Source organism: Streptomyces atroolivaceus (assembly GCF_000717025.1).
GTDB lineage: Bacteria > Actinomycetota > Actinomycetes > Streptomycetales > Streptomycetaceae > Streptomyces > Streptomyces atroolivaceus.
The window spans coordinates 31,877-55,856 of the sequence record NZ_JNXG01000019.1 but is presented as its reverse complement, the minus strand read 5'-3'; the positions used below and the strand labels follow the sequence as shown (position 1 = coordinate 55,856).

General features: G+C 70.5%; 22 protein-coding genes and 1 pseudogene. 14 read left to right on the top strand and 9 right to left on the bottom strand.

The genetic code is table 11. The annotated features are described in order from the left end of the window. Positions 1-9 precede the first annotated feature (9 nt). Together OO67_RS30815 and OO67_RS30810 are read left to right on the top strand one after the other, a co-directional pair. Complete coding sequence (locus OO67_RS30815; RefSeq protein ID WP_051710046.1) at positions 10-432, top strand: hypothetical protein; 423 nt, start codon at positions 10-12, stop codon at positions 430-432. After that, on the top strand, positions 429-1,559 hold the full coding sequence (locus OO67_RS30810) for a glycoside hydrolase family 26 protein (protein ID WP_033305083.1): 1,131 nt from the start codon (positions 429-431) through the stop codon (positions 1,557-1,559). Before OO67_RS30815 ends, OO67_RS30810 begins: the two co-directional genes overlap by 4 nt. 54 nt (positions 1,560-1,613) lie before the next feature. Here the strand turns inward: OO67_RS30810 and OO67_RS30805 are convergent. Together OO67_RS30805 and OO67_RS30800 are read right to left on the bottom strand one after the other, a co-directional pair. Then, positions 1,614-3,017, bottom strand: a pseudogene (locus tag OO67_RS30805) (lipopolysaccharide biosynthesis protein); the annotation flags it as partial. Between the two features lie 249 nt (positions 3,018-3,266). Beyond that, positions 3,267-4,259, bottom strand: a complete 993-nt coding sequence (locus tag OO67_RS30800) for an RNA polymerase sigma factor SigF (RefSeq protein ID WP_033305082.1) — start codon at positions 4,257-4,259, stop codon at positions 3,267-3,269. A gap of 292 nt (positions 4,260-4,551) precedes the next feature. Here OO67_RS30800 and OO67_RS30795 point away from each other — a divergent pair, with 292 nt between their 5' ends. Both OO67_RS30795 and OO67_RS30790 read left to right on the top strand, forming a co-directional pair. Beyond that, entirely contained in the window at positions 4,552-4,920 is a 369-nt protein-coding gene (locus OO67_RS30795) for an STAS domain-containing protein (RefSeq protein ID WP_033305081.1), read from the top strand. 201 nt (positions 4,921-5,121) lie between these two features. Then, the gene (locus tag OO67_RS30790) at positions 5,122-5,613 is read left to right on the top strand and encodes an ATP-binding protein (protein WP_033305080.1); all 492 of its coding nucleotides are present in this window, start codon (positions 5,122-5,124) and stop codon (positions 5,611-5,613) included. Between the two features lie 98 nt (positions 5,614-5,711). Here OO67_RS30790 and OO67_RS30785 read toward each other — a convergent pair whose 3' ends face one another. After that, positions 5,712-7,202 carry an oligopeptide:H+ symporter gene (locus OO67_RS30785; protein ID WP_033305079.1) on the bottom strand — a complete coding sequence of 497 codons (1,491 nt, stop codon included), beginning with the start codon at positions 7,200-7,202 and terminating at the stop codon, positions 5,712-5,714. A gap of 488 nt (positions 7,203-7,690) precedes the next feature. Between OO67_RS30785 and OO67_RS30780 the strand changes: the two genes are divergently transcribed. Together OO67_RS30780 and OO67_RS30775 are read left to right on the top strand one after the other, a co-directional pair. Then, positions 7,691-8,368: a response regulator transcription factor gene (locus OO67_RS30780; RefSeq protein ID WP_033305078.1), complete on the top strand. Its 678-nt coding sequence runs from the start codon at positions 7,691-7,693 to the stop codon at positions 8,366-8,368. A gap of 14 nt (positions 8,369-8,382) precedes the next feature. Then, complete coding sequence (locus OO67_RS30775; protein ID WP_033305077.1) at positions 8,383-9,651, top strand: ATP-binding protein; 1,269 nt, start codon at positions 8,383-8,385, stop codon at positions 9,649-9,651. Positions 9,652-9,696: 45 nt separating this feature from the next. Here the strand turns inward: OO67_RS30775 and OO67_RS30770 are convergent, their stop codons facing one another. Next, the gene (locus OO67_RS30770) at positions 9,697-10,215 is read right to left on the bottom strand and encodes a GtrA family protein (RefSeq protein ID WP_033305076.1); all 519 of its coding nucleotides are present in this window, start codon (positions 10,213-10,215) and stop codon (positions 9,697-9,699) included. 194 nt (positions 10,216-10,409) lie between these two features. On the opposite strand from OO67_RS30770, the gene OO67_RS30765 reads away from it, so the two are divergent. The 3 genes from OO67_RS30765 to OO67_RS30755 are packed head-to-tail and all read left to right on the top strand — an operon-like array spanning position 10,410 to position 13,276. Beyond that, positions 10,410-11,540 (top strand): 5-(carboxyamino)imidazole ribonucleotide synthase, encoded by a 1,131-nt coding sequence (locus tag OO67_RS30765; RefSeq protein WP_033305075.1) that lies wholly within the window; start codon positions 10,410-10,412, stop codon positions 11,538-11,540. Continuing rightward, positions 11,537-12,073, top strand: coding sequence for a 5-(carboxyamino)imidazole ribonucleotide mutase (gene purE / locus OO67_RS30760; RefSeq protein ID WP_033305074.1), 537 nt, complete (start codon positions 11,537-11,539; stop codon positions 12,071-12,073). The genes OO67_RS30765 and purE overlap by 4 nt, the downstream gene beginning before the upstream one ends. 9 nt (positions 12,074-12,082) lie before the next feature. Beyond that, positions 12,083-13,276, top strand: a complete 1,194-nt coding sequence (locus OO67_RS30755) for a dipeptidase (protein WP_033305073.1) — start codon at positions 12,083-12,085, stop codon at positions 13,274-13,276. Between the two features lie 44 nt (positions 13,277-13,320). On the opposite strand, the gene OO67_RS30750 is transcribed toward OO67_RS30755, so the two are convergent. Further along, positions 13,321-13,683 (bottom strand): VOC family protein, encoded by a 363-nt coding sequence (locus OO67_RS30750; RefSeq protein ID WP_033305072.1) that lies wholly within the window; start codon positions 13,681-13,683, stop codon positions 13,321-13,323. 128 nt (positions 13,684-13,811) lie between these two features. Here OO67_RS30750 and OO67_RS30745 point away from each other — a divergent pair, with 128 nt between their 5' ends. Then, the gene (locus OO67_RS30745) at positions 13,812-14,336 is read left to right on the top strand and encodes a CGNR zinc finger domain-containing protein (RefSeq protein WP_033305071.1); all 525 of its coding nucleotides are present in this window, start codon (positions 13,812-13,814) and stop codon (positions 14,334-14,336) included. Between the two features lie 24 nt (positions 14,337-14,360). Here OO67_RS30745 and OO67_RS30740 read toward each other — a convergent pair whose 3' ends face one another. Then, the gene (locus tag OO67_RS30740; RefSeq protein WP_033305070.1) at positions 14,361-15,704 is read right to left on the bottom strand and encodes a UDP-glucose dehydrogenase family protein; all 1,344 of its coding nucleotides are present in this window, start codon (positions 15,702-15,704) and stop codon (positions 14,361-14,363) included. A gap of 197 nt (positions 15,705-15,901) precedes the next feature. Between OO67_RS30740 and OO67_RS30735 the strand changes: the two genes are divergently transcribed. Together OO67_RS30735 and OO67_RS39405 are read left to right on the top strand one after the other, a co-directional pair. Then, a complete protein-coding gene (locus OO67_RS30735) occupies positions 15,902-17,059 on the top strand; it encodes an acyl-CoA dehydrogenase (RefSeq protein ID WP_033305069.1) in 1,158 nt (385 codons plus the stop codon). A 178-nt stretch (positions 17,060-17,237) separates the two neighbouring features. Continuing rightward, positions 17,238-17,405, top strand: coding sequence for a DUF397 domain-containing protein (locus OO67_RS39405; RefSeq protein WP_051710044.1), 168 nt, complete (start codon positions 17,238-17,240; stop codon positions 17,403-17,405). A 74-nt stretch (positions 17,406-17,479) separates the two neighbouring features. On the opposite strand, the gene OO67_RS30725 is transcribed toward OO67_RS39405, so the two are convergent. Next, positions 17,480-18,745 (bottom strand): LCP family protein, encoded by a 1,266-nt coding sequence (locus tag OO67_RS30725; protein WP_078598372.1) that lies wholly within the window; start codon positions 18,743-18,745, stop codon positions 17,480-17,482. Between the two features lie 119 nt (positions 18,746-18,864). On the opposite strand from OO67_RS30725, the gene OO67_RS30720 reads away from it, so the two are divergent. Beyond that, positions 18,865-19,413 carry an acyl-CoA thioesterase gene (locus tag OO67_RS30720; protein WP_033305067.1) on the top strand — a complete coding sequence of 183 codons (549 nt, stop codon included), beginning with the start codon at positions 18,865-18,867 and terminating at the stop codon, positions 19,411-19,413. Between the two features lie 48 nt (positions 19,414-19,461). Here OO67_RS30720 and OO67_RS30715 read toward each other — a convergent pair whose 3' ends face one another. Beyond that, positions 19,462-20,970, bottom strand: a complete 1,509-nt coding sequence (locus OO67_RS30715) for an LCP family protein (RefSeq protein ID WP_435840219.1) — start codon at positions 20,968-20,970, stop codon at positions 19,462-19,464. 190 nt (positions 20,971-21,160) lie between these two features. Between OO67_RS30715 and OO67_RS30710 the strand changes: the two genes are divergently transcribed. Continuing rightward, positions 21,161-22,183, top strand: a complete 1,023-nt coding sequence (locus OO67_RS30710; RefSeq protein ID WP_033305065.1) for a glycosyltransferase family 2 protein — start codon at positions 21,161-21,163, stop codon at positions 22,181-22,183. A gap of 75 nt (positions 22,184-22,258) precedes the next feature. On the opposite strand, the gene OO67_RS30705 is transcribed toward OO67_RS30710, so the two are convergent. Further along, a complete protein-coding gene (locus OO67_RS30705; protein WP_033305064.1) occupies positions 22,259-23,932 on the bottom strand; it encodes an LCP family protein in 1,674 nt (557 codons plus the stop codon). Positions 23,933-23,980: the final 48 nt, after the last annotated feature.

Below are 23,980 nucleotides of genomic sequence, written 5' to 3'. Positions count from 1 at the left end.
GGCAGTCACGTGTCCGAGAACCGGCGACCGGTACTCCCCGCCCGGCAGGTCCTGACCAGAACCGCCCTGGGGCTCTCCGGATGGGTGGCGCTCGCCGCGACGGCGCTGCCCGGGGGGACCCCGCTGCGCTGGTCACCCGTCCTCCTCTTCGTCTGCTTCGGCCCCGGGCTCGCTCTGCTGTATCCGCAGTCCGGACCGCTCAGGCCGGGTGCGCGTCTCGAGGCGGCCGCCCTCGCCGCGCCCCTCGGGCTCTCCCTGGCCGTCACCGTGGCCACCTCGCTGTTCCTGGTGGAAGCCTTCTCGGGGACCGCGTTCCTGGTGTCGCTCGCCGCGCTCACCACCCTCGCCTCCGCCCTCCCCGGACTTCCGCTGCCCGCGGCGACGCGGGGTGCCGTCGAGCGGACCCCTGCGGCACCCGCGAGGCGGAGGTGATCCGCCGCGCACGGGGGGAGCGCCGGCCCCGTACGCACCTCGTGCTCGCCCTGGCCGCCGCCGTGGCCCTGCTGACCGGACTCCTCGCCTGGTTCGGCACGCCCTCCTCCGACGAGGGCGATGACGGGGCACCCGCGGCAGGCGCCCTCCCCGCCGACGCCGCCACCGGCCCGGTCCCCGGTGGGTCGTGCGCCCCCACCGCCCTGCTCGTGCCGCCGTGCGGGGCCTGGTGGGGTGCCTATGTGCCGCACGCCGGGAACGGCTCGCTCAAGGACGCGGTGTATGCGTTCGAGAAGAAGATCGGCCGGAAGCTCGACCTCCTGTACACCTACCACGACATGTCGAACACCGCTCTCGACGGACAGCTCCTGACGCGCGACGAACAGATCCTGGGCCGGGACCGGTTGCTGATGCTGGCCTGGGAGTCCACCGTGTGGCGCGAGCCGCACCACACCGACTGGACCGAGGACCAGCTCGGCTGGGCGAAGGTCGCTTCGGGGACGTACGACCGCGAGATCATCGACCCGCAGGCGCGTCGCATCAAGGCGTACGGGAAGCGGGTGTTCTTCTCCTTCGACCAGGAGGCCGACGCCCGGGTCGGCGACGCGGGCACCCCCGAGGAGTACGTCGCCGCCTACCGCCACCTCCACGACCGGTTCGAGGAGCTCGGTGTGGACAACGTGGTGTGGGTGTGGACGGTGTCCGGCTACCTCCCGGCGGGGAAGCTCTTCGAACGGCTCTACCCGGGCGACGACTACGTCGACTGGATCGGCATGGACCAGTACAACTACTTCACCTGCCACGACACCACGGACTGGAAGGACTTCGACCGCAGCCAGCGGCCGGCGTACGAGTGGCTGCGCGCCCACATCAGCGCCGGGAAGCCGCTGATGTTCGCCGAGTACGCCACGGTGCCCGACCCGGCGGACGAGGACCGCCAGCGCGAGTGGTACGAGGAGATCCCGGAGGCCGCCCGGACCATGCCCGGGGCCAAGGCGCTGGTGCACTGGAACCGCGCGGTCCCGGGCGAGGGCTGCGATCTCACGGTCAACGACGGTCCGGGGCTGGAGGGTTACCGCACGGCCGGCCAGGACGACTGGTTCAAGCAGCCGGTGCCCGGCCGCTGACCCTCCCAGGGACCCCGTACGCCACCGACGTGGACGACGGCCGGATCACGAGTCCTCGCCCCCTCGCTCCCGGGCGCGCCGCGCCGCGAGCCGGGCCCACTCCGTCCCGAACTCCTCCTCCGGCGCCGGACGCCGGGAGCGCCACAGGGACCGCCCGGTGAGGGCCGAGCGCAGTCCCAGGGCGGACACGGACGCCACCGCGGTCATGGCGATCAGCATCGCCCAGCCCGCTCCGGCGATCCCCATCGGGCCGAGCAGCACCGTCGCAGTGCCCAGGACGAGGACGCACATCGCGCCCTGCAGGGCGGCCAGCGCTCCGGTCCTGCCCTGCACCCGCAGAACGCCGATATACAGCTCGACCACGACCCGGGGCAGGGCGGCCGCGGCCAGCAGCCGCAGGACCAGGGTGCCGTGGTCGGCGTAGTCGGGGCCGAAGGGGCCGAGGATCTGCGGGGCGAAGAGGACCAGCACGGCCACGACGGGAACCAGCAGGACCGCCATGCGGCGCAGTGCCCCGCGTACGCCCTCGGCCAGGTGCCCGGGGCTGTGAGAGGCGTGCGCGGTGAGGGAGGAGGCCATGTTGATGGCCATGAACTCCATGGTGCCGCCGACGGTGTAGGCGATGTAGAAGAAGCCGTTGTGCGCCGCGTCGAAGCGCACGGCCACCATCACCGGCAGCAGGTTGATCATGGCCAGGCTGAAGAGCGCGCCGACCGAGTCCCCGGCCAGGAATCTGCCGACCTCGCGCAGCCGGGGCGGTTCGCGGTCGCGGTCGGCTCCGGCCTGACGTGGGATCAGCCGGCGGAAGATCAGCCAGCCGAGCGGCAGTACGGACAGGGCGATGGCCGCCGCCCACGACACGAAGACGCCGAGGACGGGCAGGGCGGTCGCGAACGCGGCGAGCAGCACCAGCTTGCCGAGGGAGAACACCGCGTTGCCGACGGGGACCCAGACGGCCTTGCGCAGCCCGGTCAGCACCCCGTCCTGGAGCGTGAGGACCGCCCAGGCGACGCAGGAGCCGGTGAAGACGAGCCCTGCGGACAGGGTGCCGAGCGGGGCGTACGAATCACCCCACAGGTCCAGGGTGAGCAGGAAGGCCACGCAGGCCACGGTGACGACGACGGAGCTGACCAGGTAGGCACGGGCGACCAGGGACGCGGTGGCGCGTCCGGCGCGGGGCACGTAGCGCACGACGGCGCCGATCATCGTCGTCGCGGTGACCGAGGCCAGGAGCCGCATCGCGGCGATGGCGGCGGAGCCCTGCCCGACGGCCTCCTCCGTGTAGTGGCGGGCGGCGACCAGCCAGAAGCCCAGGCCCAGAGCGGCGGAGACACCGGTGGAGAGCATGAGGGCGTAGGCGTTGCGGAACATCGAGTCGCCGCTCGTGCCGCTCCCCGGGGCGGGTGGGGGCGGCGGCGCCTCGGCCGTGGGTGGGCGGGCGCCCGCCGTGTCAGCCACCGGGCGGCGCTCCCGCCGGCCGGTCGCCCGTCGTGGATTCCGCCGTCTCCGCCGCTTCCGGCGCGGCGTGGCCCGCCGGGCCGGTCTCCCCAAGAGCCATGTGTGTTCCCCCCAGAACCCCGCCCAATGTGGCCCAGTCGGTGGCACTTCGTCAACGATGCGAAGGGACCCGTCAACGCGGAAGGACCCGCCCGACGGCCGGGGCAGGTCCTTCCGCGACGACGTACCGGTGGTGCCGGTGACGCCGGGTCACTCCTCCACGGTCAGGCCCTTCCTGAGCTTGACCAGAGTCCGGGAGAGCAGCCGGGACACGTGCATCTGCGAGATGCCGAGCTCCTCGCCGATCTCCGACTGCGTCATGTTGGAGACGAACCGCATGGAGAGGATCGTGCGGTCGCGCAGGGGGAGCGAGGCGATGAGCGGCTTGAGGGACTCGACGTACTCGATGCCCTCGATGCCGTGGTCCTCGTAACCGAGACGGTCCGCGAGGGCCCCCTCGTTGCCGTCGCCGTGGTCGTCGGGCTTGGCGTCGAGCGAGCTCGCGGTGTACGCGTTGCTCGCGGCCATGCCCTCCACGACCTCGTCCCTGCTGAGGCCGAGGCGGTCGGCGAGTTCGAGGACGGTGGGCGCGCGGTCCAGCTTCTGGGCCAGTTCGTCGCCCGCCTTGGCCAGGTCGAGCCGCAGCTCCTGCAGTCGGCGCGGGACGCGCACGGACCAGCTGGTGTCACGGAAGAAGCGCTTGATCTCGCCGACGATCGTGGGCATCGCGAACGTCGGGAACTCCACGCCGCGGCTGAGCTCGAAGCGGTCGATCGCCTTGATCAGGCCGATGGTGCCGACCTGGACGATGTCCTCCATCGGTTCACTGCGGGTGCGGAACCTGGAGGCGGCGAACTTGACCAGGGCCAGGTTGAGTTCGACGAGGGTGTTGCGGACGTACGCGTACTCGTGGGTGCCCTCTTCAAGGGCTTCGAGCCGCGCGAAGAGCGTCTTCGACAGGGCCCTGGCGTCCAGCGCGCCGATTTCGGCGTAGGGCGGGATCTCGGGAAGACCCTCGAGGCCGTCGAACCCGTCGCCCGGGAGGAGGTCGTCGGTGGTCAGGTCGGTGGTGGTGACGGTGGTGCCGGTGCTTTTTCGCGGGCCGGGTACGGCGCTCGCGGCAGCGGAGTCGGAATCGGTCGGTCCCTGAGGACATGCCGACGTCGCGATGTGGGTACGCGATACGTCGAGCCGGGGTGACATGGTTCTCCTCCATCGTTCTCGGCATATGGCTGCCGATGCCCATACGTCTTCCTGCGGTGAAGCGGCGCCTCCGAAGCCGATCGAAATTCTCTGGGTGGATGTCCCTTCTACCCTTACCCGGTTCCAGCGGTGAGTTACAAGCGCCAAATACTCCTATATGTCCGCTTTGTTGAGTTCTTCGACTACCGTGTGGCGAGGGAAACGCGTAATGTTTTACGCACGTCGGGGGCAGCCACGATGAAGCCGCGTACACAGGGGCGCGGGTAGTGACGGACGGCGAAGAGGGACGGGCATGGACCGCGGGACGGTCGGCAGTGCGAACCGGGGTCGGCTACAGGTCGATGTCCGGTCCGAGGGCCGCAGTGAAGTCGTGACGCCGGTGGGTGAGCTCGATCACCACACCGCAGATCTGCTGCGGGAACCTCTGGAGAGCGCGGTCGGGCAAGGACGTACGCGTCTGGTGGTCGACTGCGCGCGCCTCGACTTCTGTGACTCCACCGGACTCAACGTGCTGCTCGGTGCGCGCCTGCAGGCCGAGGCCGCCGGAGGAGGGGTTCACCTGGCCGGAATGCAGCCCGTGGTGGCTCGCGTCTTCGAGATCACGGGGGCGGAGGCGGTATTCACCGTCCACGCCTCGCTCGAAGAGGCTCTGGGCGACTGACCGTGGTGTGATCCATGCGTATTCCCGGCCACGGAGCCCCGCCTGTCGCAGCAGTCACGCTCATGGCGTAGACGAGGTGGGTGTTGTCACCATTCGGCCGGGCAGAAGACACCCCGTCGGGACATTGAAGCCCGCACAATCTGTATCTGATCAGTATCTGTTCGATGGCAACACACGGTGAATCGGTGAGGTGAAGCGCTGATGAGCACCACCCGGCAGCATCCGCCGGGCGGCCTCGGCCGCGAGCCGGACGGCACGGGCCCCGCCCCTGCCGCGCCCGCTGACCGGCAGTGGCGCACGCTCTCGCTGAGACAGGCCACCGGCATCGTCCCCATGGCTCGCGACTTCGCCAGGGAGGCGCTCCACGACTGGGGCTGGCTGCCCGCGTCGGGCGCCGACCGCAGGGCCGCAGCCGAGGACGTCCTGCTGGTCGTCTCCGAGCTCGTCACGAACGCCTGCCTGCACGCGGGCGGCCCCGAGGAGCTCCGTATCGCCTGCTCGGCCAAGATGCTCCGCGTCGAGGTCGTCGACGGCGGAGCGGGCCAGCCGGCGCCGCGGACCCCGCACCGCGCGGGCCGGCCCGGCGGGCACGGCATGTTCATCGTGCAGCGGCTGTGCCTCGACTGGGGCGTGACGCGTGCACCGGACCAGCCCGGCAAGACCGTCTGGGCGGAGCTCGCGGCGCCCGCGTAGCCCCGTTCGCCTCTCGCCTTCCGCGCGTATCCCCGCCGACGGCTCAGGGCCCCGCACCGATCGGTGCGGGGCCCTGAGCCGTGTGGGCGGGGTCCGTGTCAGCGGACGTTGCCCATGAGCGCCTTGACCTTGCCGCGGTACATGAAGACCGCGGCACCCGCGAGGACCGCGAGGGTGGCCTGGAGGGCAACCACCCCGGTGCCGTTGAGCTCGACACCCGCGAGGGAGAGCAGGCCCGTGGTGCAGTCACCGGCGGTCACGGCCAGGAACCAGACACCCATCATCTGGCTGGCGTACTTGGCCGGGGCCATCTTCGTGGTGACCGACAGGCCGACCGGGGACAGCGTCAGCTCGCCGACGGTCTGTACGAAGTAGATCGCGACCAGCCACATCGCGGCGGCCTTGTGACCGTCGCCCGCGATGGTGAGCGGTGCCAGGAAGAGGAAGAACGACGCGCCGACCAGCACCAGACCGGAGCTGAACTTCACGACCGTGCTCGGCTCCTTGCCCCGCCGGTTCAGCGCCATCCAGAAGGCGGCGAAGACCGGGGCCAGTGCCATGATCAGGACCGGGTTGACCGACTGGTACCAGGAGACCGGGAAGTCCCAGCCGAGGACCGAGTTCTCCGCGGAGGAGTCGGCGAAGATCGCCAGGGTCGAACCGCCCTGGTCGTAGATCATCCAGAAGATGGCGGCGGCCACGAAGAACCAGATGTAGCCGGACATCTTCTTCTGCTCGGTCTGGCTGAGCTCCTTGTCGCGCTTGATGCGCACCAGGACCATCACCGGGATGACCAGGCCCGCGATCGTGATCGGGACCAGCAGCCAGTTCAGCGTGTAGACGCCGGTGACGACGGTGCCGATGTAGAAGACGGCCGCGATGCCCAGCCAGATCATCGACTTGCGCAGGGTGGAGGCGCGCTCGTCGGCGGAGAGCGGCTTGGGCACGACGAGGCTGCGCTCGTTCAGGTGGCGGGTGCCGAGCAGGAACTGGGCGACACCGAGTCCCATACCGAGGGCCGCCAGGGCGAAGCCCAGGTGCCAGTTCACGTTCTCGCCGACGGTGCCGATGATCAGCGGGGCGGCGAAGGCACCCATGTTGATGCCCATGTAGAAGATCGTGAAGCCACCGTCACGGCGCGGGTCGTCCGGGCCGTCGTAGAGGTGGCCGACCATCGTGGAGATGTTGGACTTCAGCAGGCCGGAGCCGATCGCGACCAGGCCGAGCCCGGCGAAGAACGTGCCCTCGGAGGGCAGGGCCAGCGTCAGGTGGCCGAGCATGATGACGCCGCCCGCGATGGCGACGGTCTTGCGGGGGCCCCAGACGCGGTCGCCGAACCAGCCGCCGGGCATGGCGAGCAGGTACACCAGCGACAGGTAGACCGAGTAGATCGCCGTGGCCGTGGCGGGGTTCATGTGAAGCCCGTTGGGAGCGATCAGGTAGAGCGGGAGAAGGGCGCGCATGCCGTAGTAGCTGAAGCGCTCCCACATCTCCGTCATGAAGAGAGTGGCCAGGCCGCGGGGGTGGCCGAAGAAGGTCTTCTCCGAACCAGAAGTACTGGCCGGGTCCTTCGTCAGGCTGGACGCCATGGTCGATCCTTGCTGGTCGGGACGCGCCGCCTCGTGAGCGGTACGCGCCCGGTGGGGGGTGGCCGGCACCGGGGCGGACGCGCCCCACCCCTGACGCCTCGAGGGATTCGATCCGGCCACCCGATCCGTAGGGAGTGCGGGGGCGGGGTCGTGGGACCGACCGCTCAGGGATCCACACCCGGCGCGCGTCCTCGCGCTCCGGGCCCGGCCCACAGGTCATTCACTGGTCGGGGCCGGCGGAAACCGGCCCGTACACAAAAGGGACCCTTGGCGCGAAAAGCTGCCCAAAGGTCCTTCGGCGGTGCAACAGGCGTCGAGCAACCATACGACACGACACACGGGGATATGGAAGGACTTGAGACGCGGATCACAGGTTTAGGTGGAACCACGGTCCCATATTCAAAGGAGGATGTCCGATTCGTGGCCCTGACCCGCAGGGCTTGACCAGCGCCTCACTCCGGCATGCCCGCGCGGACTACCATCACTGCATGACCCGTGTACTGCTCGCCGAGGACGACGCATCCATCTCGGAGCCACTGGCCCGCGCCCTGCGTCGTGAGGGTTACGAGGTCGAGGTCCGTGAGGACGGTCCGACCGCGCTCGACGCCGGACTCCAGGGGGGCGTCGACCTGGTCGTCCTCGACCTGGGGCTGCCAGGGATGGACGGCCTCGAGGTCGCCAGGCGGCTGCGGGCCGGCGGTCACGCCGTACCCATCCTGGTGCTGACAGCCCGGGCCGACGAGGTCGACACGGTCGTCGGCCTCGACGCCGGGGCGGACGACTACGTCACCAAGCCCTTCCGTCTGGCCGAGCTCCTCGCCCGGGTCCGCGCCCTGCTGCGCCGCGGTGCCGCCGAGCACGCCCCGCAGCCCGCCACGCACGGCGTCCGGATCGACGTCGAGTCGCACCGGGCCTGGATGGGAGACGAGGAACTCCAGCTCACCGCCAAGGAGTTCGACCTGCTGCGGGTCCTCGTGCGGGATGCCGGCCGGGTCGTCACCCGCGACCAGCTGATGCGTGAGGTCTGGGACACCACGTGGTGGTCCTCCACCAAGACCCTCGACATGCACATCTCCTGGCTCCGCAAGAAGCTCGGCGACGACGCGGCCAATCCGCGCTACATCGCCACCGTCCGGGGCGTCGGCTTCCGGTTCGAGAAGAGCTGACGTACAGAACAGTCATGCGCCGCCGACTGATCAACTCCACGCTCGCCGTGGTGCTCGTCGTGATCGCCGTCTTCGGCGTGTCCCTCGTCATCGTCGAGACCCGCACCATCAGCAACAGTGCCCAGGAAAGCGTCGATTCCGAGGCCTTCCGGCTGATCAGCGTCGTCGAGAGCCGGCTGCTCGGCGCCGAGCGGATCACCCCCCAGGTCCTCGCCGAGCAGGTGGACGCCAGCCGCTACGCCCGCGTCGAGATCCCCGGCCGGGCTCCCATCGAGGTCGGCGAGCGCCCCACGGACAGCAACGTCACCCGCAGCACGGAGATGGGGGAGCAGGGCGAGAAGGTCACCGTCGAGGAGTCCCGCTCCGCCGTGACCCGCGAGGTCGGCCGGACCCTGCTGATCATCGGGGCGGTGGCGCTGCTCGCCATCATCTCCGCCGTACTCCTCGCCGTACGCCAGGCCGACCGGCTGACCTCCCCGCTCACGGACCTCGCGGAGACCGCCGAACGCCTCGGATCGGGCGATCCGCGCCCCCGGCACAAGCGGTACGGCGTGACGGAGCTGGACCGGGTCGCCGACGTCCTCGACTCCTCCGCAGAGCGGATCGCGCGGATGCTGACCGCGGAGCGCCGTCTCGCCGCGGACGCCTCGCACCAGCTCCGTACACCCCTGACCGCCCTCTCCATGCGCATCGAGGAGATCTCCGTCACCGACGACCCGGAGACGGTGAAGGAGGAGGCGAACATCGCTCTCACCCAGGTGGAGCGGCTGACGGACGTGGTGCAGCGACTGCTGACGAATTCCCGTGACCCGCGCACCGGCTCCGCCGTCGCCTTCGACCTCGACGAGGTCGTGAAGCAGCAGATCGAGGAGTGGCGGCCCGCCTACCGCAGCGCCGGCCGCGCGGTCGTCTGCTCGGGCAAGCACGGGCTGGAGGCCGTCGGCACCCCCGGAGCCGTCGCCCAGGTGCTCGCCGCGCTGATCGAGAACTCGCTGATGCACGGGGGCGGCACGGTCGCGCTGCGTACCCGCATCACCGGCAACCAGGTCGTCGTCGAGGTCACGGACGAGGGCCCCGGTGTCCCCGCCGACCTCGGGGCGCGGATCTTCGAGCGCACCATCAGCGGGCGCAACTCCACCGGAATCGGCCTCGCGGTGGCCCGGGACCTCGCCGAGGCGGACGGTGGCCGGCTCGAACTGCTCCAGCAGCAGCCTCCGGTCTTCGCCCTCTTCCTCAGCCGGGTCGCGCCGAGCCGCAAGGAATCCGCGCGCCCGGTGCGCTGAGCGGCCCGCCCACCGCGCCGGCCCCTACCGCCGGGGCGCCGGGCGTCAGTGGGGCACGGGGCCGGGCGCTACCTCGTCGGAGGGTCGTCGCTGCTCCAGAAACCGTTCCGCGTCGAGCACGGCCTCCTTGGCGGGCAGGGCCCTGAACACCCAGGTGCGGTAGGACCAGAAGCGGAACAGCGTGGCGATGCCGATGCCGAGGATCTTGAAGACGTTGCTCTGGACCGGGCTGTTCCAGCCGAAGCCGTACGTCGCCGCGTAGAGCACGCCCGTCTCGATCACCGCACCGACGGCGCTGAACAGCAGGAACAGTGTCAGCTCCCGGGTCCGGCCGGTCTTGTCGCGGTCCCGGTACGTCCAGTAGCGGAAGCCGACGTAGTTGAAGAGGATGGCGACGACCGTCCCCATCAGCCCGGCCCGCACCACAGGAATGTCCGTGGTGCGCCAGATCAGGTTGGAGACGGCGATGTTGACGACCAGCCCGAGTGCGCCGACCGCGCCGAACTTGGCGACCTCCCGGGCCAGCAGATCAAGCCGGGCCCGCAGTGCGCCCCGTTCGCTCATGGTGATCGCTCAGCCCCGTCCGGTCGGTTTCGTCAACCCGGCCATGCTAACCAGCCCGCACGTGTGATGCCGGTGAGCCGGACGGCCCGCTTGACGGGGCTTCTCCCCGGAGGGGCCCGGGGCCCGGCGGGAGAGGGTGAGGGGACCTCCCGCGCGCCCGATACCCTGGACACGTGACGTTCCCTGTAGTCGGCATGGTCGGCGGCGGTCAGCTCGCCCGTATGACCCACGAGGCGGGCATCCCCCTCGGCCTGAAATTCAAGCTCCTCAGTGACACCCCTCAGGACTCGGCCGCCCAGGTGGCCGGCGAAGTCGTCGTCGGCGACTACCGAGACCTGGAGACACTGCGCGCCTTCGCACGCGGCTGTGACGTGATCACCTTCGATCACGAGCACGTGCCGACCGAGCACCTGCGGGCCCTGGAGGCGGACGGCATCCCCGTGCGCCCCGGCCCCGACGCTCTGGTGCACGCCCAGGACAAGGGGGTGATGCGCGCGAAGCTCATGGAGATCGGCGCGCCCTGCCCCCGCCACCGCATCGTCGCGGACCCGGCGGACGCCGCGGCCTTCGCCGACGAGGTGGGTGGCTTCCCCGTCATCCTCAAGACGGTCCGGGGCGGTTACGACGGCAAGGGTGTCTGGGTGGTCCGCTCCGAGGCGGACGCCGCCGAGCCCTTCCGGGCCGGTGTCCCCGTCCTCGCCGAGGAGAAGGTCGGCTTCACCCGGGAGCTGGCGGCCAACATCGTCCGCTCGCCCCACGGCCAGGCCGTCGCCTACCCCGTCGTCGAGTCCGTCCAGGTCGACGGGGTCTGCGACACGGTCATCGCGCCGGCGCCCGACCTGGACGAACGCCTCGCCGGCGAGGCCCAGCAGCTCGCCCTGAGGATCGCCGCCGAGCTCGGTGTGGTGGGCCACCTCGCGGTCGAGCTCTTCGAGACGCGCGGACCCGACGGGACCCCCGGCATCCTCGTGAACGAGCTCGCGATGCGCCCGCACAACTCCGGGCACTGGACCCAGGACGGTGCGGTCACCTCGCAGTTCGCCAACCACGTGCGGGCCGTCCTGGACCTCCCGCTCGGTGACCCCCGCCCGCGCGCCACGTGGACGGTCATGTGCAACGTCCTCGGCGGCGACTACCCGGACATGTACCAGGCGTACCTGCACTGCATGGCCCGTGACCCGCAGCTCAAGATCCACATGTACGGCAAGGACGTGAAGCCGGGCCGCAAGGTGGGCCACGTCAACACCTACGGCGACGATCTGGCGGACGTGCGGGAGCGCGCCCGGCACGCGGCCGACTACCTGCGAGGAACGATCACCGAATGACCGCACCAGGCTCCGCCCCCGTCGTCGGCATCGTCATGGGCTCGGACTCCGACTGGCCCGTGATGGAAGCGGCCGCGAAGGCCCTCGACGAGTTCGAGATCCCCTACGAGGTCGACGTCGTCTCCGCGCACCGCATGCCGCACGAGATGATCGCGTACGGCGAGAGGGCCGCGGACCGCGGTCTCAAGGCGATCATCGCGGGGGCGGGCGGAGCGGCCCACCTGCCCGGGATGCTGGCCTCCGTCACCCCGCTGCCGGTGATCGGCGTCCCGGTCCCGCTGAAGTACCTCGACGGCATGGACAGCCTGCTGTCCATCGTCCAGATGCCGGCCGGGGTCCCCGTCGCCACGGTCTCCGTCGGCGGCGCCCGTAACGCGGGCCTGCTCGCCGCCCGTATCCTCGCCGCTCACGACAGCGCGCTGCTGGAGCGGATGAAGGACTTCCAGCAGGAGCTCAAGGAGCAGGCGACCGAGAAGGGTAAGCGGTTGCGCGCCAAGGTCCAGGGCGCGGACTCCTTCGGCTTCGGGAAGTAGGCGGTCACGATGGACAACCTGGACCGGGCCCGGCTGCTCCTCGCCGACCACCCCGTCGTCGACGGTCACAACGACCTCCCCTGGGCCCTGCGCGAGCAGGTCGGCTACGACCTCGACGCACGCGACATCTCCCGGGACCAGACGGGCACCCTGCACACCGACATCCCCCGGCTGCGGGCCGGCGGCGTCGGCGCGCAGTTCTGGTCGGTCTACGTCACCCCGAGGCTGGCGGGCGACGCCGCGGTCAGCGCCACACTGGAACAGATCGACGTGGTCGGCGAGATGCTCGCCCGCTACCCGGACGACCTGCGGCGCGCCCTGACCGCCGACGACATGGAGAAGGCCCGCGCCGAGGGCCGTATCGCCTCCCTGATGGGTGCCGAGGGCGGCCACTCCATCAACAACTCCCTGGGTACCCTGCGCGCCCTGCACACCCTCGGTGTCCGCTACATGACGCTCACGCACAACGACAACACGGACTGGGCGGACTCCGCGACCGACTCCCCGCGCGTCGGCGGCCTGTCGGAGTTCGGCCGTGAGGTCGTACGCGAGATGAACCGCATCGGCATGCTGGTCGACCTCTCCCATGTGGCGGCCACCACGATGCGTGACGCGCTGGCCACCTCCGTCGCGCCGGTGATCTTCTCGCACTCCTCCGCCCGGGCGGTCTGCGACCACCCGCGCAACATCCCGGACGACGTGCTGCGGATGGTCGCGGCCAACGGCGGCGTGGCGATGGCGACGTTCGTGCCGAAGTTCGTCCTGCCGGCGGCCGTCGAGTGGACGCTCGCCGCCGACCGCAACATGCGGGAGCACGGACTGCACCACCTGGACACCACACCGGCCGCCATGCGGATCCACGCCGACTTCGAAGCGCTCAACCCGCGCCCGATGGCCACCGTGGCCACGATCGCCGACCATCTCGACCACATGCGGGAGATCGCCGGGATCGACCACATCGGTGTCGGCGGCGACTACGACGGCACGGCCTTCCTCCCGCAGGAGCTGGAGGACGTGTCCGGCTACCCGTACCTGATCGCCGAGCTGCTCACGCGCGGCTGGTCGGAGTCCGACGTGGCCAAGCTGACGTGGCGGAACGCGGTCCGGGTCCTGCGCGAGGCCGAAGCGGTCTCCCGCGAACTGAGCACCCGGGTCGGCCCGTCCCACGCGACGATCGACGAGCTGGACGGCCCGGTGCGCTGACGTATCCGGTACCGGACCGGCCCCGCCGTTTCGATGATCCCCTGCTAGCAGGCGCACAGACAGAACGGGTGCCCCGCGGGGTCGGCGTACACGCGCCAGGTGCGTGACGGGTCGCCCGCCTCCAGCAGCGTCGCGCCCAGCGACAGCACCTCCCGCTCCGCCGCCTCCAGGTCCTCCACCGTCAGGTCCAGATGGAACTGCTGCGGGGCCTCGGCGCGCGGCCACTGCGGCGGGACGTGACCGGGCGCGGACTGGAAGGCCAGCGCAGTGCCGTCGTCCGTCTTCAGATCGACCCAGCCCTCGCCGTCGTCCTCGGTCCTGCCGCCGAGTACCTGGGCGTAGAAACCGGCCAGGGCGACGGGGTCGGGGCAGTCCAGGACGACGGTACCCAGCTTGGCGACGGCCATGACGTCTCCTCCTCGGATCGGAACCGCGACGGGGCGTGGCGGACCGCCATCACCCCACGGTTACCGCTTGAACCGCTCAACCAGTAACCGTTACCGCATGCTCCCGCAAAGGAAGTAACCTCGCAACCATGAATGAGAGGGCGACCGCCCCCGGTGGACTCGCTCTGATCGAGAGCCTGGTCAACACGCTGGACGTCGAGACCGGCACGGACACCCTCGGTACACAGGAAGGGCGCGCGGCCTTCGGCCTGGCCGAGGCGGATGTGCCCGGCGCCACGACCCTGCGCGAGGCGCTGCGCGCGGTCTGTCTCGCGCACGCCGGACACCGCCCGCCGGAGGGTCCCACGGTTCCTGCTCTCGACCGGCTCCTCGCCGCCGCACCGCTCCGGGTCACCGTCGACGAGGCCGGGGCCGCCGCGCTGCGGCCGGTCGCCGAACCGGCGGGGCTGACCGCACGGGTCGCCGTGGCCGTCGCGGAGGCCTCGGCGGAGGGCACCTGGGCGCGGCTCAAGGCGTGCGAGGCGGAGGACTGCCGCTGGGCGTACTACGACCGCAGTCCGGCGGGGCGCCGCAGGTGGTGCTCCATGTCGGTGTGCGGGGCCCGCGCCAAGATGCGTACCTACCGCGCCAGGCGGGACGCGGACCCGGCCTGAGGGCCGGCCCGCCTCCTTCTCGCGTCAGGCCTTCGGGCGGCCCATCGCGCGGTACGTCCATCCGGCTTCGCGCCAGACCGCAGGGTCCAGGGCGTTGCGCCCGTCCAGGATGATCCGCCGACCCACGACCTCGCCCAGCGCAGCCGGGTCCAGCTCCCGGAACTCGCGCCACTCCGTCAGGTGCAGCACCACGTCCGCCCCGCGCACCGCGTCCAGCGCCGTGTCCGCGTAACCGAGCGTCGGGAAGAGGCGCCGGGCGTTGTCCATGCCCTTCGGGTCGAAGACCGTCACCTGGCCGCCCTGAAGGTGGATCTGCCCGGCGACGTTCAGGGCCGGTGAGTCGCGTACGTCGTCGGAGTCCGGCTTGAAGGTGGCGCCCAGCACCGCGACACGCGTGCCCAGGAAGGACCCTCCGCCCACGGCCTCGCGAGCCAGTTCCACCATGTGGCCGCGCCTGCGCATGTTGATGGAGTCGACCTCCCGCAGGAAGGTCAGCGCCTGGTCGGCACCCAGCTCACCGGCGCGCGCCATGAAGGCGCGGATGTCCTTGGGCAGGCAGCCCCCGCCGAAGCCGATCCCGGCCCGCAGGAACTTCTTCCCGATGCGCTCGTCGTGGCCGATCGCCTCGGCCAGCTTCACCACGTCGCCGTCGGCGGCCTCGCAGACCTCGGCCATGGCGTTGATGAACGAGATCTTGGTCGCGAGGAAGGAGTTGGCGGAGGTCTTCACCAGCTCGGCGGTCGGGAAGTCCGTCACCACGAAGGGCGAGCCCTCCGCGACCGGCCCCGCGTACACCTCGCGCAGGAGCTTCTCGGCCCGCTCGCTCTCCACGCCGACGACGATCCGGTCCGGGTGCAGCGTGTCCTTCACCGCGAAGCCCTCGCGCAGGAACTCCGGATTCCAGGCCAGCTCCGCGTCCGTACCCACCGGCGCCAGCTCGGCCAGCCGCTCCGCCAGGCGTGCGGCGGAGCCCACCGGGACGGTGGATTTGCCGACGACGAGCGCGGGCCGGGTCAGCTGCGGGGCCAGCGACTCGAAGGCGCTGTCCACATAGCTCATGTCGCAGGCGTACTCGCCGTGCTTCTGGGGAGTGTTCACGCAGACGAAGTGCACGTCGCCGAACGCGCCGATCTCCTCCCAGGAGGTGGTGAACCGCAGCCGTCCAGTGGACCCCGCGATGCCGGCCACGTGCTTCTGCAGGATCTCCTCGAGCCCCGGCTCGTACATCGGCACCCTGCCGGCCGAGAGCATCTCGATCTTCTCGGGGACGACATCGAGCCCCAGGACTTCGAAGCCCAGTTCCGCCATGGCCGCGGCATGGGTGGCGCCGAGGTAGCCGGTGCCGATCACGGTGATCCTGAGGGCCATGGGTGCTCCTGAACGATGCGGACAGACGTGCGGAGCCGAGCATAACCGGGCGTGCCGGACGCCGTTTTCCGGCCGTCTCGGGGGCCGTCCTCGCGGCTGTCGGCAAGCTCACGTGCCCGGCCCGTATGCCTCCGCGCGGAAGGGCCACTAAAATTGGGTTACTTAACGGTAGTTAGCATCCTTGGGGAGTGAACGTCTTGGCGGGTTCGACCGATTTCGACCTGTACCGTCCGGCCGAGGAGCACGACATGCTCCGCGAGACGATCCGTTCGCTCGCCGAGGCGAAGATCGCCCCGCATGCCGCCGCGGTGGACGAGGAGGCGCGCTTCCCGCAGGAAGCGCTGGACGCGCTGGTCGCCTCGGACCTGCACGCGGTCCACGTCCCGGAGGAGTACGGCGGCGCGGGCGCCGACGCGCTGGCCACGGTCATCGTGATCGAGGAGGTGGCCCGCGTCTGCGGGTCCTCCTCCCTGATCCCGGCCGTGAACAAGCTGGGCTCGCTGCCGGTGATCCTCTCCGGCTCCGAGGACCTCAAGAAGAAGTACCTGGGCCCGCTCGCCAAGGGCGACGCGATGTTCTCGTACGCGCTCTCCGAGCCGGACGCCGGCTCCGACGCGGCGGGCATGAAGACCAAGGCCGTCCGTGACGGCGACTTCTGGGTCCTCAACGGTGTGAAGCGCTGGATCACCAACGCGGGCGAGTCCGAGTACTACACGGTCATGGCCGTGACCGACCCGACGAAGCGCTCCAAGGGCATCTCGGCGTTCGTCGTCGAGAAGTCGGACCCGGGTGTCTCCTTCGGCGCCCCGGAGAAGAAGCTCGGCATCAAGGGCTCCCCGACGCGCGAGGTCTACCTCGACAACGTCCGCATCCCCGCCGACCGCATGATCGGCGAGGAGGGCACCGGCTTCGCCACGGCGATGAAGACCCTGGACCACACCCGCATCACGATCGCGGCCCAGGCCATCGGCATCGCCCAGGGCGCCCTGGACTACGCCAAGGGCTACGTCCAGGAGCGCAAGCAGTTCGGCAAGCCGATCGGCGACTTCCAGGGCGTCCAGTTCATGCTCGCCGACATGGCGATGAAGCTGGAGGCGGCCCGCCAGCTCACGTACGCGGCGGCGGCCAAGTCCCAGCGCCTCGACGGCGACCTCACCTTCTTCGGCGCCGCGGCCAAGTGCTTCGCCTCCGACGTCGCCATGGAGGTCACCACGGACGCGGTCCAGCTGCTCGGCGGCTACGGCTACACGCGTGACTACCCGGTGGAGCGCATGATGCGCGACGCCAAGATCACGCAGATCTACGAGGGAACGAACCAGGTCCAGCGGATCGTCATGGCCCGCAACCTGCCGTAGCCCCCGGCACGTCGGACGAGGGAGCCCCCGCTTCGGCGGGGGCTCCCTTTCCGTTGTGCCCATGGAGGAGCGGCCGGCTCAGGCGGGCCGTTCCCCGTCAAGGATCTCGTCGGCGGTGGCGGCGGTGGCGGCTCGGCGAAGCCATCGGCGCAGGACGTCGAGGTCGCGGCAGCCGGTGATGGCCAAGAGCAGTTACAGCAGCAGTGGCGACGGCAACGACTGCATCGAGGTCGCGTCCACGCCCGGCGCCGTTCACGTCCGCAACTCCAAGCAGCCCCCCGGCCCCCGGCTCGGCTTCGCCCCCGGGACCTGGGCGGCCTTCGTGGCGTACGCGGCCGGGAGCTGACCTGGGCGGGCCGGCACGGACGGAGGCCCCTCACCCGCCGGCGGGTGAGGGGCCTCCGTCCGTGCCGGGGGCGGTCAGCTGCCCTTGACCGTGACCTTCTCGTCGTTCTTCAGCTGCTCCACGAGCTGCTTGACCTTGTCCTTGTCCCAGACCAGGTTGCCGTTCACGCTCTGACCCGAGAGCGGGATGTTCATCGACGTGCCCTCGCCGCCGGTGACGCCCTTCATCGCGAAGAACATGTTGCCGAGCGACCAGAGCGACATGTCCTTGTCCACGATCAGGGTGTCCAGGCCCGCGCCCATCGTCGGGTAGAGCTTGAACGGGTTGAGGATCGTCGACGGGGTCGCCGTCTGGGACGCCAGGGCGGCGAGGAACTTCTGCTGGTTCTTCGTACGGTCCAGGTCGCTGCCCGCGAAGGCGTAACGGGTGCGGACGAAGGCGAGGGACTGCTCGCCGTTCAGCGTCTGCTTGCCGGCCTGGAAGTCGGCGCCGGACTTCTTGTCCTTGAAGGCCTTCGGGATGTCCATCTCGACGCCGCCGATCGCGTCCACGATGTTGGCGAAGCCACCGAAGCCGATCTCGACGTAGTGGTCGATGCGCAGCCCGGTGTTGAACTCGACCGTGCGGACCAGCAGCTCCGGGCCGTCCTCGGCATAGGCGGCGTTCAGCTTGACCTGGCGGCCCGTGCCCGCGAACTTCTTGCCGGACTCCGAGCCGACGAAGCTCGGGATCTCGACGTTGGAGTCGCGGGGCAGCGAGATCATCGTCGGGCCGTTGGAGCCGTCGTGCAGGATCATCATCGAGTCGGTCCGCTTGCCCTCGGCGGAGCCGGTGTGCAGCTTCTTCTTGTCCTCGGCCGTCATGCCCTCGCGGCTGTCCGAGCCGACGATGAGGTAGTTCGTGCCGTCGCCCTCGGAGGGGCGGTCGATGACCTTGGCGAGGTCGACCTCACGCTTGAGCTTGCCGTCGGCCCAGAAGTACGTGCCGATGGAGACGGCGAGCAGTACGACGACCAGGGTCAGGGTCCCGACCTTGATCCGCCGGCCCCAGTCGGGGGCGGCCCGGGGCTGGACGTAACCGCTGTCACCGCCACGGCCGCCGCCGCGCTGACCGCCGCCGTAGACCTGCCCCGTGTTGTAGCCGCTGTCGTAGGCGGGTGCCTCGCCGTAGCCGTCGTGGCCCTGGCCCTGCTGCGGCGGGATCCTGGGCGGGGACTGCGGCGGCGCGGGGCGCCGCCGGACGTGCGGCATGGCGCGGGCACTCTCGGGCTGAGGGCTCGCGCTGCCCCGCCCGTAGCGCTCGCCGGGTCCGCCGTTCCGCCCTTCGGGCCAATCACTCATGCGGAACAGTGTGCCGTCTCCGCCTGTGCCTCATACAGGGTGTACGGGAGATCGGGTCAGGGCTGTTGCGAAGCTGATGCAATGCAACCCGGTGCAAGCCCCCGCATAAGGTGGACTGCATGACAGATCAGCCCCACCCGCCGGAGGTCGATATTCCGGTCAAGCCGACCTCGGCCTCCCGGACCACGCTCAGCCACATCATGACCGGCAACGACACCAACCTCCTGGGCACGGTGCACGGCGGCGTGATCATGAAACTGGTCGACGACGCGGCGGGGGCGGTCGCGGGCCGGCACTCCGGAGGGCCGGCCGTGACGGCCTCGATGGACGAGATGGTCTTTCTGGAGCCGGTCCGCGTGGGTGACCTCGTTCACGTCCGTGCCCAGGTGAACTGGACCGGCCGTTCCTCGATGGAGGTCGGCGTCCGGGTCATGGCCGAGCGGTGGAACGAGTCCACTCCGGCCCAGCAGGTCGGCAGCGCCTATCTGGTGTTCGCGGCGGTCGACGAGGACGGCAAGCCGCGCCGTGTGCCGCAGGTGGCCCCGGAGACGGAACGCGACAAGCGGCGCTACCAGGAGGCGCAGATCCGCCGCACGCACCGCCTGGCCCGGCGACGCGCGATCAAGGAGCTGCGGGAGCAGCGGGCGGCCGAAGGCATCGACGACTGACCGTGTTCCACAGGTGCCACGAGGTGGGCCCGGGAACGCGCGGTCAGATCACGGGCAGACCACCTGGTCGCCGGTCACCGTGCCGAACTCCCCCCGCTGCGGGTCCTCGGCCTTCACCCGCTGCACCTTGGTGAAGTCCGCGCCGGCCGTGACCTTCATCGTCCCGCCCTGCCCCTTCACCGCCCTGAGCTCGCACCCGGGCAGTGCGGCGGCCAGCGACCTCGCCGACCGGTCCCAGCGTGGGTCGTAGGCGACCACCGTCCGCCGCAGATCGGCGGGGCCGCCGCTGAGCGGGGAACGGGTGGTGTCGAACCCGGTGCTGCGCAGGGCGGCGTCGACGTCCTGGCCCAGCCCGTCCTTCGACGTCCCGTTGTAGACCTGCACCCGGATCTGTCCGGGGGCCACGTCGACGAGCGTCGCCTTGGGCTGCTTCGGCTGGTGCGCGGCGAGCGGACGGTCCTCCCGCAGGGCCTGGAACATCTGCTTCGACTTCTCGGCGTCCCACTTCACCGTCGAACCGATGCCCTTGACCTGGTGCTGCTTCTCCTCGAGGGGGACGGAGGCGAATTCGGACGACGCCGGGGTGAAGCCCCGCATGGCCTTGCCGAGCTCCAGCATCTGCTCCGTACCGAAGCCCTTGTCGGCGCGGACCGATTCGAGCATCGAGGTGGCGACCTGCTGGAACTTCATGGGGTTCATCAGCACACCGCTGCTGGTCGTCTGCTTGATCAGCGCGGCCATGAACTTCTGCTGGCGCTGCATCCTGCCCAGGTCGGACGCCCCGTCGAGATGCCGGGAGCGTACGTACTGGAGGGCCTGGCCACCGTCCAGCTCGTGGGTGCCGGCGGTCAGCTCCAGGCCGGTGTAGGAGTCCTTGAGCGGTTTGGCGGTGCAGATCTCCACCCCGCCCAGGGTGTCGACCGTCTTCATGAAGCTGGTGAAGTCGACCTCCAGGTAGTGGTCGATCTTGACACCCGTCATCTGCTCGACGGTCCGCACCGTGAGGTGGGGGCCGCCCTCGGCATAGGCGGCGTTCAGCTTCACCGGGTGGGGGGTGTGCTCCTTGCCGGTGGTGCCGTCCGTGTGGGCCGGGAGCTCGGCGTAGCTGTCGCGCGGCAGGCTGACGACGCTGGCCCGCTTCCTGTCGGCCGAGAGGTGTACGAGCATGAGGGTGTCGGTGCAGTTGCACGGGGCACCGCCCAGCCTGTACTTCTTCCTCTCCGCCCGGGTGATCTTGTCGCGGCCGTCGGTCCCGACGAGGAGGACGTTCAGGCCGTGGCCTCCCTGGGGGCGGTTCTTCATGTCCTTGAACGGGTCGACCCGGTCGATCCCCGTCTCCAGACCGCTCACCACGGCGTGGCCGATCCCGCCCGCGCCGAGCACCAGCACGGACAGCCCGGTGGCGATCCGCATGCCCCACCGGGGCGGCGGCTTCCGCCCACCGGCCCGGTTGCGCCCGGCGGCTCGGCCGCCGGCTCCGGGCTGCCGTGAGGGCCTGCGCTGCGGTGGAGCGGTGCGGGGATGCGGTGGACGGGGCGATCGGTGCGGCGTGGGCACGAGGGACACCTCCGCGCGAGCGAGTGGGACTTTCGCACGGTAGGCCCATACGATCTGCGGACCGGGAGGAGACCCGGCGGCGCGCGCCGCTGTCCCCCGTTCGCGGTAACGTGGCCGCCGAGTCACGCCGCCTCCTGGGGTGCGAAACCCCCCGGAACCCTGGCACCCCCGAGGACCCCCCGAGGACCACATGTCTGCCGCGCAGTACCCCGCCGTCTCCGTGATCATGCCGGTGCTCAACGAGGAACGCCATCTCAGGAACTCGGTCCGGCACATCCTGGAGCAGGAGTACGCCGGTGAGATGGAGGTGGTGATCGCCCTCGGCCCTTCGAGCGACCGTACGGACGAGATCGCCGCCGAGCTGGTCCAGGAGGACTCCCGGGTCCACACCGTCCCCAACCCGACCGGCCGCACCCCCGCCGCGCTCAACGCCGCGATCAAGGCGTCGCGCCACCCGATCGTGGTGCGGGTGGACGGCCACGGCATGCTGTCGCCGAACTACATCGCGACCGCCGTGCGGCTCCTGGAGGAGACCGGGGCGCAGAACGTCGGCGGCATCATGCACGCCGAAGGTGAGAACGCCTGGGAGGACGCCGTCGCCGCCGCGATGACGTCGAAGATCGGCGTCGGCAACGCGGCCTTCCACACCGGAGGGAAGGCGGGCCCCGCCGAGACCGTGTACCTGGGGGTCTTCCGCCGCGAGGCCCTGGAGCGTGCCGGCGGGTACAACGTCGAGTTCATCCGCGCCCAGGACTGGGAGCTGAACTTCCGCATCCGTGAGGCGGGCGGCCTGATCTGGTTCTCGCCGGAGCTGAAGGTGCAGTACCGCCCCCGGCCCAGCGTCCGCGCCCTCTCCAAGCAGTACAAGGAGTACGGCCGCTGGCGCCACGTCGTGGCCCGCTACCACTCCGGCTCGATCAACCTGCGCTACCTGGCCCCGCCGACCGCCGTCTGCGCGATAGCGGCCGGCATCGTCGTGGGCGCGGCCGTCACCCCGTGGGCGTTCGTCGTGCCCGCCGGGTACGCCGCGGCGATCGTCGCCGGGTCGCTGCCCGCCGGGAAGGGCCTGCCCCTGAAGGCACGGGCGCAGATCCCGGTGGCGCTGGCCACCATGCACATGTCGTGGGGGTACGGCTTCCTGACCAGCCCCCGCTCGCTGGCGAAGAAGGTCATCGCCAGCCGCCGCCCGGCCGTGCGGGAGCAGAAGGTCTGACCGCGGTCCGATCGCCGTAGTCACAGGAAGGAGGGCCCCGCCGACGTCGGCGGGGCCCTCCTCACCTGTACGGCGTCACCAGGTGAAACCTGGATTGACCTTCATGCACGCCTTCTCGTCGGCGCCGTTCAGGGGGTTCGCCGAGTCCGGCGTCTTCTCCTCGGCGGCCTTGGCGGGGTACGCCCCGTCCTCGCGCCAGTCGGCTCCGACGGACAGGACGACGCCCGTGACACCGGTCGACTTCTTCACCTGGGACACCGGGATCCCGAGCGCCTTGGCGACCGCCTGCGCGTCGCCCTCCATGTCCGCGCCGGAATACAGGACGCCGGTCCTGGCGGCCGCCTCGACGTTCTGCGAGTCGACGGACGCCTTGGTGAAGCCCGCGTCGGTGAGCAGCTCCTTGACCGTGCCCGCACGGCCCCGGGCCGGGCCCAGCCCGTCCGTGGAGGTCGCGTTGCGCACGGTGACCGCGATCTCGGCGGCGGGGGCGGCCAGGTCCTTGACGACGGGCGTCTTGCGCTTGGACGCCTTGCCGTCCAGCGGGATGTCCTCACGGACCATCCGGAAGACCTGCTCGGCCTCGTCGGTCTTCGGGTACACCCGGCCGCTGAACTGCCCCGTGCCGTAGACGTTCGGCATGGTCGTCATGGTGATGCGGTCGGTCGGGGCCTTCTTGAGCTCCTCGGCGAGGTCGTACAGCTTCTTGACGGTGTCGAGGCCCTTGTCGACCGTCAGCGCGCTGGTGGCCGCCTCGGCGAGGTCCATCAGCTTTCCGGGGTCGGTGAGCTTGGTGCCCTTGCGCAGCTCGCGGACCATCGAGTTCAGGTACTGGTGCTGCGCCTTGGTCCGGCCGAGGTCCGTGTTGTCCTCGAAGCCGTACCGCGTGCGCAGCCACTGGAGGGCCTGCTCGCCCTTGACGGAGGTGGTGCCCTTCTCCAGCTTCAGCCCGGACCCCTTGCCGTCGCTGGTGTGCGAGTAGACGTTGGCGTCGACACAGACGGGGACGCCCCCGATCGCGTCGGCCATCGAGACCACACCCGCGAAGTCGATCATCATGAAGTGGTCGATGGTGATACCGGTGAGCTCGTACCAGGCGGCCACCGTGCACCCGGGACCCCCGCGGCCCAGGCTCTGGTTGGTCTGGACGTCGACCGTGCTGGCCGGGTACACCTTGCCCGACTCCGGGTCGGTGCACTTGGGCATCTTCAGCATGGTGTCGCGCGGCATGCTGATGACCGAGATGTTGCTGCGGTCCGCGGAGAGGTGGAGCAGCATCTGCACGTCGGCGAGCGGCGTGCCGCCGAAGGTCTCCTTCGCGCCGCCCAGTTCCTGGTTGGCCTCGGAGTCCCGCGCGTCGGATCCTATGAGCAGGATGTTCAGAGGCGTCTGACCGGCGGCGTTGGCCTTGTGGTCGGCCATCTGCTTGTCGCCGAGCGTCAGGTCCTCTTTCCTGAGGTTGCCGTTGAGGTGCTTGTAGTACACGTAACCGGCGCCGCCGGTGCCGAGTATGAGCAGCGCGAGAACGGACGCCACCCAGCGCAGTACGCGCCGCTTGCCGCCTCTGGCGGTCCGTCGCGTACGGCGGTTCGGCCCGGCCCCGGCCGGCCCGCCCTCCGGCGGGACGGGGCGCTCCCGCCGGACGCTGCGCCCGGACCGCCCGCCGGACGCGCCGCCGCCGTCGCCGCCCGGCGGCCCGTCGTGCCGGCCGCGCTGCCGCGTGCCCTCCCCGCGCATGCTGCTCCGTCCCACCAGGACCCCCCTGCTCCTCAGAATTCTGCTGTGGCGCGACGACTCGTC